General features: G+C 62.1%; 12 protein-coding genes. 1 reads left to right on the top strand and 11 read right to left on the bottom strand.

The window, feature by feature from the left end; translation table 11 throughout:
* Positions 1-291 precede the first annotated feature (291 nt).
* On the top strand, positions 292-1170 hold the full coding sequence (locus QD172_RS09715; protein ID WP_279855639.1) for an ABC transporter substrate-binding protein: 879 nt from the start codon (positions 292-294) through the stop codon (positions 1168-1170).
* Positions 1171-1275: 105 nt separating this feature from the next.
* Here QD172_RS09715 and QD172_RS09710 read toward each other — a convergent pair whose 3' ends face one another.
* The 11 genes from QD172_RS09710 to QD172_RS09660 all read right to left on the bottom strand — a co-directional run bounded on the left by QD172_RS09710 (position 1276) and on the right by QD172_RS09660 (position 16288).
* Positions 1276-2268 carry a nucleoid-associated protein gene (locus QD172_RS09710; RefSeq protein ID WP_279855638.1) on the bottom strand — a complete coding sequence of 331 codons (993 nt, stop codon included), beginning with the start codon at positions 2266-2268 and terminating at the stop codon, positions 1276-1278.
* 80 nt (positions 2269-2348) lie between these two features.
* On the bottom strand, positions 2349-3404 hold the full coding sequence (locus QD172_RS09705; RefSeq protein WP_279855637.1) for a LacI family DNA-binding transcriptional regulator: 1056 nt from the start codon (positions 3402-3404) through the stop codon (positions 2349-2351).
* Between the two features lie 190 nt (positions 3405-3594).
* Positions 3595-5313, bottom strand: a complete 1719-nt coding sequence (locus tag QD172_RS09700) for an alpha-amylase family glycosyl hydrolase (protein ID WP_279855636.1) — start codon at positions 5311-5313, stop codon at positions 3595-3597.
* 133 nt (positions 5314-5446) lie between these two features.
* Positions 5447-6751 (bottom strand): ABC transporter substrate-binding protein, encoded by a 1305-nt coding sequence (locus QD172_RS09695; RefSeq protein ID WP_240499546.1) that lies wholly within the window; start codon positions 6749-6751, stop codon positions 5447-5449.
* Positions 6752-6843: 92 nt separating this feature from the next.
* Positions 6844-8514 carry an alpha-amylase family glycosyl hydrolase gene (locus tag QD172_RS09690; protein ID WP_279855635.1) on the bottom strand — a complete coding sequence of 557 codons (1671 nt, stop codon included), beginning with the start codon at positions 8512-8514 and terminating at the stop codon, positions 6844-6846.
* Positions 8515-8555: 41 nt separating this feature from the next.
* Entirely contained in the window at positions 8556-10205 is a 1650-nt protein-coding gene (locus QD172_RS09685) for an alpha-glucosidase family protein (RefSeq protein WP_279855634.1), read from the bottom strand.
* Between the two features lie 151 nt (positions 10206-10356).
* Positions 10357-11463, bottom strand: a complete 1107-nt coding sequence (gene ugpC / locus QD172_RS09680) for a sn-glycerol-3-phosphate ABC transporter ATP-binding protein UgpC (RefSeq protein ID WP_279855633.1) — start codon at positions 11461-11463, stop codon at positions 10357-10359.
* Between the two features lie 45 nt (positions 11464-11508).
* On the bottom strand, positions 11509-13149 hold the full coding sequence (locus tag QD172_RS09675; protein ID WP_279855699.1) for an alpha glucosidase: 1641 nt from the start codon (positions 13147-13149) through the stop codon (positions 11509-11511).
* A gap of 26 nt (positions 13150-13175) precedes the next feature.
* The gene (locus tag QD172_RS09670) at positions 13176-14018 is read right to left on the bottom strand and encodes a carbohydrate ABC transporter permease (RefSeq protein WP_043334057.1); all 843 of its coding nucleotides are present in this window, start codon (positions 14016-14018) and stop codon (positions 13176-13178) included.
* Positions 14019-14029: 11 nt separating this feature from the next.
* Positions 14030-15004 (bottom strand): sugar ABC transporter permease, encoded by a 975-nt coding sequence (locus tag QD172_RS09665; RefSeq protein WP_271302080.1) that lies wholly within the window; start codon positions 15002-15004, stop codon positions 14030-14032.
* Between the two features lie 15 nt (positions 15005-15019).
* Positions 15020-16288: an ABC transporter substrate-binding protein gene (locus QD172_RS09660; protein WP_279855631.1), complete on the bottom strand. Its 1269-nt coding sequence runs from the start codon at positions 16286-16288 to the stop codon at positions 15020-15022.
* Positions 16289-16506: the final 218 nt, after the last annotated feature.

The following is a 16506-nucleotide window of genomic DNA, read 5'->3' as shown; positions in this document are numbered from 1 at the left end:
CTGAGTGCTCTGTTGACGTCGACTTCGGGTAGGGAATGCGACAGGCGCTATCGCTTCAATGTCGATCTTTTTTTCGTATTTACGAAAATAAATGATAAACATTCGTATTTTTTAGTTCAGGTGTGTTTCTCTGCTGTCAGAGTTGCGTTTTTCGCAACTCTTGGTAGTGGCATGGGGTTGCTCGTAAATTGCGGGTTGTGCAACGCACAGTTGCATGATTTTGGGGAAGCAGTCGTGCTAGCATCGCAAACACAAATGATATTAATTACTATTCAATAAAAGAGAATGTCGATGAACGTCGCTGGGCTCACCCTGTCTGTCTCTACTCTGTTGTTGGCTGCTTTACCCTTGAGTGCACAGGCACACGAAGTCGCCGGGGGAGAGCATGGCCCTTCCGTCGTGAGTTTGGACTGGGGCGCTGCCGATACGCTGGATGAGCTGGGATTAGCTGAGCACCTCGTCGGGGTTCCACATCAATCTGCGCCCGCCTATGTGTCACATCTGGTCAAAGGTCGGGCAGATATCGGCGGGCTCAAGGAGCCTGATGTCGAGGCGATCGCGGGATTGGAGCCGGACCTGATTTTGGTCACCGGTCGTCAATCTGGATCACTTGAGGTGCTAAAGGCTGTGGCGGAGACGCGTGATGTCACTTTCGAAGAAGGCAACTACTTCGAAGCACTGAGCGGCAAGGTACTTAGCTTGGCGTCCCCGTATCATGTCGAGGAAAAGGCACGTGAGAAGCTGGCAGCGCTCAAGTTGGATATTGCGACGGCGCGTGAAGGGCTGGCGGAAGATCTTGACGCGTTGGTCGTGACCCATAACGACGGTCGTTATGTTCTGCGCCAGGAGCCGATTGTCACTGAGCTGCTGCAGATCGATCAGCCGGCGCTGCCGAACTCCGTAGAGCCGGTCAGCCGTGGTGAGCGTACTTTCTACCCGCTGACGCCAGCGAATATTGTCGAGATGGCGCCGGATGTTCTGTATGTGGTTGATCGCAGTGCTGCCATTGGCCAGACCCCGATGGATGCTGACGCGCTTAAGGCCGCGCTGGCCGATGCTGGCGGTGCGGACATTGGTGTTATCGTGCTATCCCCGGGGCTTTGGTATCTCTCCGGCAATGGCTTGCAGAGTGTGCGTGCCCAGATGAATGAGATTCTCGAAGGGCTGTAAAGGCCGGGGCACACGGTTTCTTGTCAGACACACGAAGGCCAGGCAGATGCCTGGCCTTCGTGTGTCTGACGGATATGCATCAGGCGATGTTGTCTGATCAGAGGCTTAGCGCTGCTTGAGCTGATCACGCAGGCCCGTCGGGACCTGTTTGATGATCAGACGATCGCTGGCCTCATCGTATTCCACTGAGTCGCCCAGCAGATGCGAGTCAAAGCTGATCGAGACGCCCGCGGCGCGCCCGGTGAAACGCTTGAACTGGTTGAGCGTTTTCTTGTCCGGCGGGATTTCCGGTGACAGCCCATAGTCGCTGTTGCGAATGTGGTCGTAGAAGGCCTGCGGGTGCTCCTCATCGATCAGCTCAGACAGCTGATCCAGCGTGATCGGCTCGCCGAGTTTGGCCTGGTCGGTGGCATAATCGACCAGGGTATCGGTCTTCTGCCGACTGGCTTCCTCGGCCATGTCTTCCTTCTCGACATAGTCGCTGAACGCCTTGAGCAGGGTGCGGGTTTCCTGCCCGGCATCCCGCTGCTCCTGCGCGCCCAGCGTTTCAGAGAAGGCCTCGGCGAGCTTGGTGCGTCCACGATCGCGCGCCCAGGACAGATAGGGGTGAGAGGTCGAACTGCCTTGCCACTGACTGATGTCCAGTCGCGCGGCCAATGACATCTGGGTCAGGTTGAGCTGACGGGCAGGCGTCACCGCAAGGGTCTCGTCGATCGCGAAACCATCACGATGGTGCAGCAACGCCATGAACAGATGGCGTGTCTCCCCCTGTTGGTGATCCACCACCAGCAGATGGCCGCCTGTCGGGAGGTTGTCATCGATCAACGGCATGAGACGACTGGCAAGCGTCTGGGTCAGGCTCGCGAAATCGCTATCACCTGCGAGGAAGGCCGCCAGTTCCGTGGGGAAGGCAGCAGGCGCGTCTTCATTGAAACGGCCCCAGTTCTTGGCCTTGCCGTGGTAGGCATCATTGAGCCCGGACACCAGATCCTCCAGTGCATCGGATGCCGCCAGGGTCGTGGCGGCAGGCACCAGCTGGGCCGGCGTCTCGCTATTGCCCTTGTCGATACGGTGAATGATGCTGTGCAGGATCGGCATGGGAACCTCCCTCGGCTGCGATGAACGGGCTGGGGATAATACCTGCCAAGTCCCATAGCGTCACTCTCCGCGAGGTCTCTTCACGGACAGGTTTCACCCTGGATCAGCTGGGTAGTGAGCAGGCGAGGCGAGGCGGGTTCCAGCCCTAGAATCATTCGCGCGGCAAGGCGGCCTTTCTCGGTACTGTCCTGCTGGACCGTGGTCAGGCGTGGTGAGCGATATTGCCCTTCCTCGATACCATCAAAGCCGGTAATACGCAGGTCTTCGGGAATCCGGATGGCACGTTGTTCCGCTAAGGTCACGGCGGTCAACGCGATGCGGTCGGACATGCACAGCAGGAGGTCTGGCCGTTCACTGGCCGGAAGATCCAGAATCTCTGCCAGCACCGGCGCGCAGACCTCGTAGGTGTTTTCCTCGATGTTCCACATCGTCACAGAATCGGGGGAGATATCCCGCTCAGCCAGCGCACGATGAAAACCCGCCAGTCGCGAGCGGGTGATGGTTCGACCCGCCGGGAGCAGCGCATGGGCCTCGGTGATGCGGCCGTTGCAGGCTGTTTCGGTCAGGCGCAGGTTGACGATGCCGATGCGACTGGCGGGTGTCTTCAGGGCATGTTGCGCGATGGCGTAGCAGGCGGGCTCATCATCCACGTGGATGGCGGGGTGGTCGCCCAGATCGAAGTCGACCGCCACGATGGGCTTGTGACCCGCGCTCTGGAGTTCTTCCACCAGCGCCATGCTGGCCATCAGCCCGTAGACGATGAAGCCATCGGCAATGCTGGAAGACCCCGGCACCTGAGAGGCATCCTGGCGACCCGAGAGCAGCAGCAGGGTATGGCCGTGGGCGTCCAGCACTTCGGCGATGCCCGACAACAGCTCGCTGGCGACGGCATCCTTGAGGCTGTAGGTCAGTGTCTCTGCGAGTACCACGGCGATGATCCGTGAGCGCCCCGTACGCAGGCTTCGCGCCTTGGCGTCCGGACCACGATAGCCCAGCCGTTTGGCCTCCTCGAGAATCCGCTCGCGCAATGCAGGCGAGAGCTGGTCGGGGCGGTTGAAGGCGTTGGAAACACTGGCGGTGGAGACGCCCAGTTCTGCGGCTAGCTCCTTGAGAGTGATACGGCGAGGCGATGACACAGGCGTCGGGTTCCTGAAGATGAAAAGCTTGAACGATTAAGTGCAGAGATAGCATATCGCCACGTACCAGAAATGCCCAGAAAGTGATGGAGGCGGTGCGACCAGACTGAGCTGCCTTTGCACGCCATCTGCCCGGGACAATGCCCCGGGCAGGTGGTCGGTCGCAAGCGCCCCTTGCTGGTCCTTTCCTTTACCCATCCTGGTCTCTTGACGCATCGGCTGGCACGACCAGCCAGGTTGCCATCCCCGGCGACAGTCTCAATTGGCCTGCCTCAAGGATAGGCGTGGCCATACCGGGCAATGAGACGATCTCTATCGGGTCATGACACTGGCCATGCAGCGTTCGCGAGCCCAGCAGGGCTGTCAGATCGAGCATGACGGGAGAGTTGTCGTGGCCTGATTTGTGGCCTGATTGGTGTCCCAGGTTGGCCAGGCACATCATCCGCTGATGACGGTCGTGACGTATCACACCAAAGACACCCTTCGGCAGCACGGACGGGGAGATGAGTGTCTGTTGCCCCGTCTTCAGCGTCGCATTCTCGCGACGCAGTTCCAGCAGTTGGCGAACGTGATTCAGCAGACTCTCGGGCGCCTCTTGTTGCAACGAGACCGCCTGTGACTGATGTGGAACATGGACGGGGAGCCAGGGCGACAGGGAGTCGGCGCAGAATCCACCATGGCGATGAGGCTCCCACACCATGGGCGTGCGACATCCATCGCGTCCCTTTACCTCGGGCCAGAGCGCGATTCCGAAGGGGTCCTGCAGCTCGGCGTAGCTCAACTCCGCTTCCTCGAATCCAAGCTCTTCGCCCTGATAGAGGCAGAGGCTGCCCCGCAATGAGCAGAGAACTGTCAGAGCCAACAGGGCACGGTCACTACCCCAGCGACTGGCGCTGCGCGGAACATCATGATTGGACAGCGCCCAGCACGGCCAGGCGTCATCGCCATGTTCGGCAAAGCGTGCCAGAACGGCGTGCAATGCCATGGCATCTCCCGTGCTGTTGAGCAGGTCGAAGGTGTAGGCCATGTGCAGGCGGTGCTGACCCGCGGTGTAGGCTGCCATGGCGGGGAGCGGGTCGCTGCCCCCGACCTCGCCGACACTGGTGGCGCCCGGGTATTCATCCAGCAGGGCACGAATCTCTTCCAGATAGTCGAGATTCTCTGGCTGATCCGCATTGTGCTTCAGCAGCTGATAGCTGCGGGGATGCCCGCGGCTACGATAGTCGTCCGATGACGGGGGATTGTCTGTCAGCGCCCGATCATGAAAGTAGAAGTTGGCGGTGTCGAAGCGGAATCCGTCGACGCCCAGTTCCAGCCAGAAACGCAGATTGTCGAGCTGTGCCTGACGCACCTCGGGATGATGGAAGTTGAGATCCGGCTGGCTGGCGAGGAAGTTGTGCAGATAGTACTGGCAGCGCCGCGAATCGAAGGTCCAGGCCGGCCCACCAAAGGCGGCTAGCCAGTTGTTGGGCGCGCTGCCATCTGGACGTGGGTCAGCCCAGACGTACCAGTCAGCCTTGGCATTGTCCCGGGACTGGCGACTTTCCCGGAACCACACATGCTGATCGGAGCTGTGTGACAGCACCTGATCAATGATGACGGCCAGTCCGAGCTCATGTGCGCGGGCGATGAGGCGCGTGAAATCCTCCAGAGTGCCGAACAGGGGATCGATGTCACGGTAGTCCGAGACGTCATACCCGAAGTCTTGCATGGGCGAGGTGAAGATGGGGGAGATCCAGATCGCGTCCACCCCCAGGGTCGCGAGGTAGTCCAGGCGTTGGATGATGCCGGCGATATCGCCGACACCGTCGCCATTGGCGTCCATGAAGCTACGCGGATAGATCTGATAGAGCGTTGCACCACGCCACCAGTCGTGTGTGGCATGGCGATGAAGTTGGGTAGGCGTCATTGCACGTTCCTTGTCGTCGATGCGGCGCTAGTCACACGGAAGCCGGCAGGCGTGAAAGGCCTCGCCTGGATGAGAGAGGCCTTCCAGCGTGCGGTCAGAGTGGGTTGTCTGGGCGGAGCGGGGGACGGTGGTGTTACCAGCCCCGGCGGCCGATGCGCTCAAGCTCCTTGCCTAGCGCTTCCACCGCCTGGGTGCCCGTCTCCTCGCCGGAAAGCACACGGTGGGTGCGGTTGAAGAAGGCATTGGAGACGCGAGCGTAGGCGTCGCCCGTCACCGAGGCCGGACGCGCGACGCCGGTCCGGAGCGCTTCATAGAGCTCACCCATCGAGGGATTACTCGCCAGCACCTCGTCATCCTGATAGAGGTGTTCGATGGTGGGGTTGCGTCCCATCTTCATGGCATGGGCCTTCTGCTGCGGGGCAGCGGTGATATAGGCGACCAGCTCCGCTGCGGCCTGCGGGTGCTCCGAGTAGCGTGATACTGCAAGATTCCAGCCGCCCAGGGTCGCGCGGGATTCGCCCTGTGAGCCATGGGGGAGGGGCGCCATGCCGACCTTGCCGGCCACCGGACTGCCCTCGGCCTGGCTGAGCTTCCAGACATAGGGCCAGTTGCGCAGGAACAGCGCATTGCCCGACTGGAACAGCCCGCGTGACTCCTCCTCGGTATGATTCAGCGCTCCTTCCGGGGCGATGCTGCCGATCCAGGAGGCGGCAAGGTCGAGTGCCTGCGCGGCGTGCGAGTTGTCGATGGTGACCTCACCGGCATCATCCACCAGGGTGCCGCCGCCCTGACTCGCGACCCACTCGAGTGCGTTGCAGGTCAGCCCCTCGTAGGCGCGTCCCTGGAAGCTGTATCCCCAGAAATCGGCATTGCCGGCGTCGCGTTCGGCCGCCTGGATCGTACGCGCCGTCTCGGTGAGTTGCTGCCAGGTCTCCGGCACTTGCTGGTCGTATTTCTCCAGCAGGTCCTTGCGGTAATAGAGCACGCCTGCGTCGGTGTACCAGGGCATGGCTACCAGACGGCCCTCCACGGTGCCGTTGTCGATCAGCGCGGGGAAGAAGCCCTCGGTGGCGTCGTCGGGCAGGTAGCGGGAAAGATCGACCAGGTGATCGTCCAGCAGCCCCGGCCACGCCATGTCGACGATTAGCACATCGATGTCGCTGGAGCCGCTGCTGAGCAGCTGCTGATACAGCGAGAGCTTCTCGGTGGTGTCGTTGGGAGTGGAGATCACATTGACGCGATTGCCGGACTGCTCGGCCCATTGCTGGGCGAGCTCCGGGCACATGTCGGAATCTCCACCGGGGCCACAGGCAATCGTGACCTCGGTGGCCAGTGCGAGTGGTGCCGTCAATGAGGCCCCGCTCAACAGCAGGGCACCGGCGCTACCCTTGAGGGTCGTGAGCATCCGGTGGCGTGGGGTGCTGATAACAGAAGGCATGGCGTACGACTCCATCATTGTGATTGTTGTTGCGGCGTCCGGGATGACCGTCATCCACCGAGCATCCCGTGAATCATCGAATCCGCCAGGCGTCAGTTGAGGGCGAGCCACATGGCGCTGCCTGGCATCAGCGACAGGGGGTGGTGAGAGGTGTGTGTCGCCGTGACACCGGCGATCTCGATGGCGGTCCAGGTGGTGATGTCTGGCGCGAGTTGGCTCGGGTCGATCACGCTCGGCGTGTCGCCTGCCCCGAGGTGAGCCAGACACAGCAGGCGTTGCGCGCCTTGCTGACGCACGCTGGCGAAGACGTCGTCAGGCAGCCGCTCGGGCGCAATCAGGGTCTGATCGCCCTCGCGCAGCACCTGGCTCGTACCGCGATAGCGCAGCAGGCGACGCGCTCGTGACAGGAAGCTGTCATCACGCCTTTCCTGCTGCGCCACCGACAATGGCAATTGCCGTGGGGAGACCGGTAGCCAGGGTGTGGCCTCAGCCTCGACTCCGGACTTCGTCGCGCGACGACTGAACCCACCGTCCGGGCTGTCACCCCAGACCATCGGCGTGCGGCAGCCATCGCGGCCCTTGATCTCGGGCCACAGGTTGATGCCGAAGGGGTCCTGCAGATCCTCGAAGGCCAGCTCCGCTTCTGGGAGTCCCAGTTCTTCCCCCTGATAGAGGCACAGGCTGCCACGCAGCGAACACAGCACCGTCAGGGCGAGCAGGGCACGCGACTCTCCCCAGCTGGTCGCACTGCGTTCCACGTCATGATTGGACAGCGCCCAGCAAGGCCAGGTGTCTTCCCCCTGCTCGGCAAAGCGCGTCAGCACGTCGTACAGCGCGCGGGCATCGCCATCACTGTTGAGCAGGTCAAAGGTGTAGGCCATGTGCAGGCGGTGTTGGCCGGCGGTATAGGCGGCCATGGTCGGGAGAGGGTCATTGCCGGCGATCTCGCCGACACTGGTGGTGCCCGGGTACTCATCGAGCAGGTCGCGGATGCGCTCCAGATACGCCAGATTCTCCGGTTGCTCGATATTGTGCTGCATCCGCTGATAACTCTGCGGGTTGCCCGGGTTGACGCCTTCGCGCGGCATTGCGGGGTTGTCGGTCAGGGCGCGGTCATGGAAGTAGTAATTAACGACGTCGAACCGGAAGCCATCCACCCCGAGGTCCAGCCAGAAACGCAGGTTGTCCAGCTGCGCCTGGCGCACCTCGGGATGATGGAAATTCAGATCCGGCTGACTGGCCAGGAAGTTGTGCAGATAGTACTGGCGGCGCTTGGCATCGAAGGTCCAGGCGCGACCACTGAAGGCCGCCATCCAGTTGTTGGGCGGGTTGCCATCCGGGAGCGGGTCAGCCCAGACATACCAGTCGGCCTTGGCGTTGTGACGGTCCTTGCGGCTTTGCTGGAACCAGACGTGTTGATCGGAGCTGTGAGACAGCACCTGGTCGATGATCACGCGCACTCCCAGCTGATGGGCTTGCGAGACCAGCCGCTTGAAATCGTCCAGGTGGCCGAACATCGGGTCGACATCCCGATAGTCCGCGACGTCATAGCCGAAATCCTTCATCGGCGAGGTAAAGAAGGGCGACAGCCAGATGGCATCCACGCCGAGACTGGCCACATGGGGCAGGCGCTCGATGATGCCGGCCAGATCGCCGATGCCGTCGCCGTTGGCATCCATGAAACTGCGGGGATAGATCTGATAGATCGTGGCACCACGCCACCAGTCGAGACGTGCGCCAGGATCGAGTTGAGACAGGGTCATCGTGACCTCCGTGTGAGTCGCGTGATCGGCAAGAGGGAGATTCAGTGCGCCTCGCTGACACAGCGCGCAATGGCAATGCCGTGGGGCGGCAGCGTCAGGCGGCCGGCCTGCCAGTGACCATTGATCATGCCGGGGGCATCCTCGAGGGCTTCCGCTCGCCAGGCGGTCTCCAGAGTCAGGGCCTGTGCAGAGAAGTTGAGCGCGATCAGCAACGACTCGCCGCCTGAGTGACGCGTGAAGCAGATGACTTCCTCATGCAGCGAGTGGTAGTGGATATCCCCTCGGATCAGGGCGGGGTGTCGGCGGCGGAAGGCAAGCAGGTCTCGGCTGGCATTCAACAGCGATGCCGGATCGTTGTCCTGATGGTCGACGGCCAAGGCATGATGGGCGTCGGGGACCGGCAACCAGGGGGATACGCGAGAGAAGCCAGCATGTGACTCACCGGCCTGCCACGGCATGGGGGTCCGACAGCCATCGCGCCCCTTGTAGCGTGGCCAGAAGGTGATGCCGGCGGGGTCCACCAGCTGGTCATGACGCAGCTGGGCCTCACTCAACCCCAGTTCTTCGCCCTGATACAGACAGACGCTGCCGCGCTGGGTCAGCAGAAAGGCGAGATAGAGGCGCAGGCGCGCCGGGGAGGCATCGGCGTCCCAGCGCGTTGCCAAGCGTGTGACGTCGTGGTTTCCCAGTGCCCAGCACGGCCAGCCGTCCCCGATCTGCGCTTCCATCGAGCGTACGGTGGCTTGGAGGTGCTCAGGCGAGGCGTTCTCGGTCAGCAGATCGAAGGAATAGGCCATGTGCAGCCGCTGGTCGCCCTGGGTGTACTCGGCCATCACGCGCAAGGAGTCATCGTCGCCGATCTCGCCGACGCTGGTGGTGCCGGGGTATTCATCGAGCAGACGTCGTAACCGTTCGAGAACGGCGAGATTCTCCGGCTGGGTCTTGTCATGGAGATGTTGCTGATAGCCGTAGGGGTTGTCCGGACGCACGCCAATGAAGCCCTCGGCGATCTCACGTCGTGGCGGGTTATCCTTCAGCTCACCATGTGTGCAGAAATTGATGGCATCCAATCGGAAACCATCCACCCCCCGTTCCAGCCAGAAACGCACTTCTTCAACAATGGCCGTCACGACCTCAGGGTGGTGGAAGTTGAGATCCGGTTGCTCGGTCAGGAAGTTGTGCAGGTAGTACTGGCAGCGGCGAGTGTCCCATTGCCAGGCGGAACCCCCGAAGACCGATTGCCAGTTGGTGGGCGGCGCGCCATCGGGCTTGGGGTCTGCCCAGACATACCAGTCGGCGCGAGGGTTATCGCGGCTCTGGCGGCTTTCCTCGAACCACGGGTGGGCGTCGGAGGTATGTGAGAGTACCTGGTCGATGATGACTTTCAGGCCGCGCGCATGCGCTGCCTCGACCAGACGGTCGACGTCCTCCAGGGTGCCGAACATCGGGTCGACATCGCGATAGTCGCTGATGTCATAGCCGAAGTCCTTCATGGGGGAGGTAAAGAAGGGAGATAGCCAGATCGCATCGACATTCAGCGAGGCAATGTAATCCAGGCGCTCGAGGATGCCCGGCAGATCACCGATGCCATCACCATTGCTGTCCTGAAAGCTGCGCGGGTAGATCTGATAGATGACGGCGCCGCGCCACCAATCGTGGGCCGATACCTGTGTGTCTCGAATCGTGGACATGCGAGTCTCCTGGGCGGAAGCCATGGCTCCCGCCCGTGCGGTCCTTGCGGAGAATGAAGCGGTTGGCTTGAGGCGCCGTGAGTCGGCTCTAGATACTCGCTCCTGACGCCCAGGCCTTGGAGAATAGACCCCGGAGAATAGCCCCTGAGCGTCAGGCTGCCTGGCGTTGCTGAGTCAGGTTCAACGCGCGATCCTGGCTGTCGAACAGATGCACATTCTCCAGATCTGGCACCAGCGCGACGCGTTGGCCGATCTTCCACTGACTGGGGGCTTCACTGCGGTGGATCAGCAGGCTGTCGCCGTCTTTCGGGTCCAGGTAGACATAGACTTCGTTGCCCAGGTACTCGACGTTGACGATCTCGAAGGCGTTGTCGCCACGGGCCTCTTCCAGGCAGAGGTGTTCGGGACGAACCCCCAGCATCAGACGGCTACCAACACGCTCGCTACCGGCATCGCGAGGCAGGCCCAGCTCGCCGATCCCGGCCGTCGTGATGCGACAGCTATTGGCATCGCTGCTCAATAGCTCCGCCGGCAGGAAGTTCATGGTCGGGGAGCCGATGAAGCCGGCCACGAAGCGGGTCGCCGGTGCCTGATAAAGTGTCTGGGGACTGCCGACCTGTTCGATACGGCCATCACGCAGTACCACGATCTTGTCGGCCAAGGTCATGGCTTCGACCTGGTCGTGGGTGACGTAGACCATGGTGGAGCCCAGGCGGTGGTGCAGGCGGGCGATCTCATTGCGCATCTGCACCCGCAGTGAGGCATCCAGGTTGGAGAGCGGCTCATCGAACAACAGGATCTTCGGCTCACGCGCCATGGCGCGCCCCATGGCGACGCGCTGTCGCTGGCCGCCGGAAAGCGCCTTGGGCTTGCGGTGCAGCAACTCCTCGAGCTGAAGGATGCGCGCCGTCTCCATCACGCGTTGTTCGACGCTTTCCTTGTCGGTCTTGGCAAGCTTGAGGCCGAAGGCCATGTTCTCGTACACCGTCATGTGCGGGTAGAGGGCATAGGACTGGAAGACCATGCCCACGCCACGCTCACGCGGGGGAAGGTCATTGACCAGATCGCCGGCGATATGCATCTCACCGTCGGTGATCGATTCCAGTCCGGCGATCAGGCGCAACAGGGTCGACTTGCCACAGCCTGACGGCCCGACGAAGACCACGAATTCGCCGCTGCCGATCTTGAGATCCAGATCCTTGATGATGTGCGTGCTGCCGAAGGTCTTGTTGATCTTGGAGAGGGTTACGCTTGTCATCTTGCGACTCCCAGCCGGTGCTCGGCACCGGCTTTCGAAAGAAGGTTAGTCGAGTGCCAGGAAGGCAGCCTGATAGGCGGGAAGCACCAGCCGCGCCGCCTGGGACTGGGCCGTGTCCAGCTCGGCAGTAAAGCCTGCGCCTTCGAGCAGACGCGCGCTGCCGGCGTAGGCTTGCGGCAGTGCGGTGACCTGTTCAGCGCCCGTGAGATTGAAGAGGCACAGCATGCACTTGCCGTCATGCTCGCGCAGGAAGCCCAGCAGCTCGTCACCCACGTCCACCAGCTGAATGTCTCCCTCACGCAATACCGGATGCTGATGGCGGAAATTCAGCAGGGCGCGGGTGGCATGCAAGACCGAGTTGGCGTCGTCTTCCTGATTGGCCACGGCCAGGGGGAGGTGGCGTTCATCGACCGGCAGCCAGGGCTCGACACTCGAGAAGTCCCCCTGGTCCGTCTGACGCCAGGGCATGGGGGTCCGGCAACCGTCGCGGCCCTTGAATTCCGGCCACAGCACCTTGCCGTAGGGGTCCTGAATGCGCTCGAAGGGCACGTCGGCTTCCGGCAGGCCCAGCTCCTCACCCTGGTAGAGGCAGACGCTGCCGCGCAGTGACAACACCATGGCCAGAGCGACCTTGGGGTAGGCCACCGGGTCTTCGTCGGCACCCCAGCGTGTGGCGCTGCGCACGACGTCGTGATTCGACAGCGCCCAGCACGGCCAGGCATCACCGGCCAGACGCTGGAAGCGCTCGATGACTTCGCGGATATAGCCTGCGGAATGCGGCGCATTGAGCAGATCGAACCCGTAGGCCATGTGCAGCTTGTCGCCCCCAGCGGTGTATTCCGCCATGCGCTCCAGCGGCTTGTCATCACCGATTTCCCCGACCGTGGTGGTACCCGGGAATTCATCCATCAGGGCGCGCAGCGCTTTCAGGAAGTCGAGGTTTTCCGGGCGACTCAGGTCATAGACGTGTCGCTGCCAGGTATAGGGGTTGGAATCCGGCGCGCCCAGTGTCTTGGCCTCGCCCGCCGGCACCGGCGGGTTGTCGCGCAGGGCCTGATCATGGAAGTAGAAATTGACGGTATCCAGGCGGAAGCCATCCACACCCAACTCAAGCCAGAAGCGCATGTTGTCGAGCTGTGCCTGTCGGGCCTCCGGGTGGTGGAAGTTCACGTCGGGCTGGCTGGTCAGGAAGTTGTGCAGGTAATACTGCTGGCGACGTGAATCGAAGGTCCAGGCCGAGCCGCCGAAGATCGACAGCCAGTTGCTGGGCGGCGTGCCGTCGGGCTTGGGGTCTGCCCACACGAACCAGTCGGCCTTGTCATTGGTGCGGTCCTGACGGCTCTGCTGGAACCAGGGGTGCTGGTCGGAGGTGTGGCTGATCACCTGGTCGATCATGACCTTCAGGCCCAGGGAATGGGCGCGCTCCAGCAGGGTCTTGAAGTCCTCCAGGGTGCCGAACATCGGGTCGACATCCCGGTAGTCGCTGATGTCATACCCGAAGTCGAGCATCGGGGAGGTGAAGAAGGGCGACAGCCAGATGCCATCCACGCCCAGGGAGGCCACGTAATCGAGTCTGGCGGTGATGCCCGGCAGATCGCCGATGCCATCGCCGTTGCTATCCAGGAAGCTGCGCGGGTAGATCTGGTAGATGACGCCACCGCGCCACCAGCTGGAGGAGGTCTGCATTTGGGCTTCGAGCAATGACATGACGATTATCCTTTGACGGCGCCGGCGGTCAGGCCGGAGACGATGCGGCGCTGGAAGATCATCACCAGGATGACCAGCGGTATGGTGACGGTGACTGAGGCGGCCATGATCGGGCCCCAGGGGAGCTCATGCTGGCTGCCGCCGGAGATCAGGGCGATGGCGACCGGCACGGTGCGTTCGCTGTCGGTCAGCGTGAAGGTCAAGGCGAACAGGAACTCGTTCCAGGCCGCGATGAAGGCGAGCAACCCGGTGGTGGCCATGGCCGGCCACATCAGGGGCAGGAAGACCTTGGTGATGGTCTCCCACGGCGTGGCGCCGTCCATGATCGCGGCCTCTTCCAGTTCCATGGGCAGCTGACGCATGAAGGTCGTCAGTACCCAGACGGTGAAGGGCAGCGTGAAGATGGTGTAACTGAGAATCAGGCCACCGGGGTTGTTGTAGAGATTCAGGCTGCGAATCACCTCGAACAGCCCGGAGAGCACCGCGACCTGAGGGAACATCGAGACCCCGAGGATGATCAGCATCACGGTGGAGCGGCCGCGAAAGCGCACGCGCCCCAGCGCATAGGAGGCGGTGATGCCCAGCAGCAGCGCGATCAGCACGACGCTCAAGGCGATCAGGATCGAGTTGCCGATCGCCTGCAGGAAACTCTTCTGCGCAAAGATCTGGGCATAGTTGCTGAAGTCCAGCGAGGTCAGCCAGTAGTTGACCTCGAACAGCTCACTGGACGGTTTCAGCGAGGTGATGACCGCGTAATAGAAGGGGAACACGGCGTAGACGATGATGATGGCGATCAAGGCCCATTTGCCGACCAGCTTGGCGAGTCGGGTCATCTGGTAGCGATTCATCGGAGGCTGATTCATTTATCCACTCCCAGTTGGCGGCGGCCAAGGTAGAGGTAGACCACGACGGCCAGCGCGATGATCAGGAACAGCATCGTGGAGGCGGCACTGCCGTAGCCCACGTCCTGGAACTCCACCAGTTGCTGGCGGGCGTAGATGGACATGGTCATGGTGCTCGACGAGTTGGAGGTCAGCACATAGATGACATCGAAGACGCGCAGTGCATCGAGAAGGCGGAAGATCACGGCCACCAGCAGGGCCGGGGTGATCAATGGCAGGGTGACACGGAAGAACACCTTCACCGGGTGGATGCCATCGACCTCGGCGGCCTCATAGCAGTCCTTGGGCAGCATCTGCAGCGCGGCGAGTACCAGCAGTGCCACGAAGGGGATGGTCTTCCAGACATCGACCATGATCACGGCCCACATCGATAGATCGGCATCCGCCGTCCAGGCCAGGGGCGCATCGATCAGCCCCAGCCCCATCAGCAGGTGGTTGATGATCCCGAACTGGTCATTGAGCATCCAGGCCCACATCTTGGCGGAGACGATGGTCGGGATGGCCCAGGGAATCAGCACCGCGGCCCGGACCAGCATGCGTCCCTTGAATTCGGCATTCAGGAGCAGCGCCACGATGATGCCGAAGACGACTTCCAGCGACACCGAGATGACGCTGAAATAGACGGTGTTCCAGACGGAATTCCACCACACCGGGTCAGCCAGCAGGCCGTACCAGACGCCGTCGTCCTTCACGAGATAGTTCTCGAAGCCGATAAAGGCGGCACCGGTCGTGTCCGAGAGCGAGGCATCGGTCAGGCTGAGATAGAAGGTTCTCAGCAGGGGCCAGCCGGCCACCAGCGCCAGTGCGACCAGCATCGGGGCGAGATAGGTCCAGGCCGCGCGTACCCGCTGGCGTCTGACCTTGGTGCCGCGTTTGCGAGTCCTGGCCGAGGGCGAGCCCGTCGACACTGACTCATTGAGCGTGGTTGTCATGCGAAACCTCCCGGGTTACCAGCGACGACGTTTGATGCGTGACAGTTCGCTCTTGAGCTGGGCAACCGCCTGGGCACCGCTCTGCTCGCCGCTCAGCACGCTATGGGTCGCGTTGAAGAAGGCATTGCTCACCTGGCCGTAGTTGTCTCCGGTGACGGCTGACGGACGGGCCACGGCATTGGTGAAGGTGTCGTAGAGCGTGCCGAAGAAGGGCACGGCGGTGAGCACTTCCTCGTCCTGATACAGCGCCGTGAGGGTCGGGTTGTAGGCGGCCTGGATGGCTCGGCGTTTCTGCTCGGGTTCACCGGTGAGGAAGGCCACCAGCTGAGAGGCGAGCTCGGGATTCTCGCTGTACTTCGAGACCGCCAGATTCCAGCCGCCCAGTGCCGCCGCGCTTTCTCCCTCGGCGCCATGGGGCAGCTTGACCACCCCGACCTTGCCGGCCACCTTGCTGTCATCGCTCTGGGTCAGCGACCAGGCGTAGGGCCAGTTGCGCATGAAGACGGCGTTGCCGGACTGGAAGATGCCGCGGGCTTCTTCCTCGGAATAATTGAGTGCGCCCTGCGGGGTGATCTCGCCGATCCAGCTGGCGGCCAGGTCGAGTGCCGAGGCCGTGTTAGGGTTGTCGATGGTGATCTCGCCATCGGCATCGACAATGGCGCCGCCGTCATTGCTGGCGACCCACTCCAGGGCGTTGCAGGTCAGGCCCTCATAGGCACGTCCCTGGAAGACGTAACCCCACATCTTCTCGCTGCCCGCCTCACGCTCCTTCGCCTGGATCTGCGTGGCGGTCTCTGTCAATTCCTGCCATGTCTCGGGAGGTGCGAACCCGTACTTCTCCAGCAGGTCCTTGCGGTAGTAGAGCACCCCGGCATCCGTGAACCAGGGCATGGCCACCAGGCGGCCATCCACCGTGTTGTTGTCGACGATGGTCGCGAAGTGGCCTTGCGCCGCCTTTTCGCCGAGCGTCTGGTGCAGATCAAGCAGGTGATTGGCGAGCAGCCCCGGCCAGACCACATCGATCTGCAGGACGTCGATATCCCCGGACTGGGCCGACAGAATCTGCTGGTAGAGCGAGAGGCGTTCCGTCGAGGAATTGGGCGTGGAAACGATGTCGACTTCATGGCCGGTCTTTTCCTCCCAGGCCGCGACGCCCTGTTCACAGAGTTCCAGCTCGGCCCCGACCGCGCCGCAGGAGATGGTCAGGTCCGCGGCCATGGCGGGGGCGGTGGTGGCCACTCCCAGCAGGGCGACGCTTGAAGCGATCAGTGTCTTGCGTTGCATGGCAAATCCTCGTCACTTGTTGTTGTTGGGCATTCATCGGCCATCTGGCGGGGGAGAATCCTGAGGTTGTCCGATGGTGCTTCTTAAACGATTAAGGCGTGATCACAGTCAAGCGATTGGCGTCGATATCCGCAACCTGAACTTTGGTCTTGCTGTCGCTGATATGTCGCCAGAAATGGGAGTTTTACGCGGTAATCGCTCCCCTTTGGTCGAATTTC

Origin of the sequence: Cobetia sp. 10Alg 146, assembly GCF_029846385.1 — a bacterium.
Lineage (GTDB): Bacteria > Pseudomonadota > Gammaproteobacteria > Pseudomonadales > Halomonadaceae > Cobetia > Cobetia marina.
This window is presented reverse-complemented; position numbering and strand designations above follow the sequence as displayed.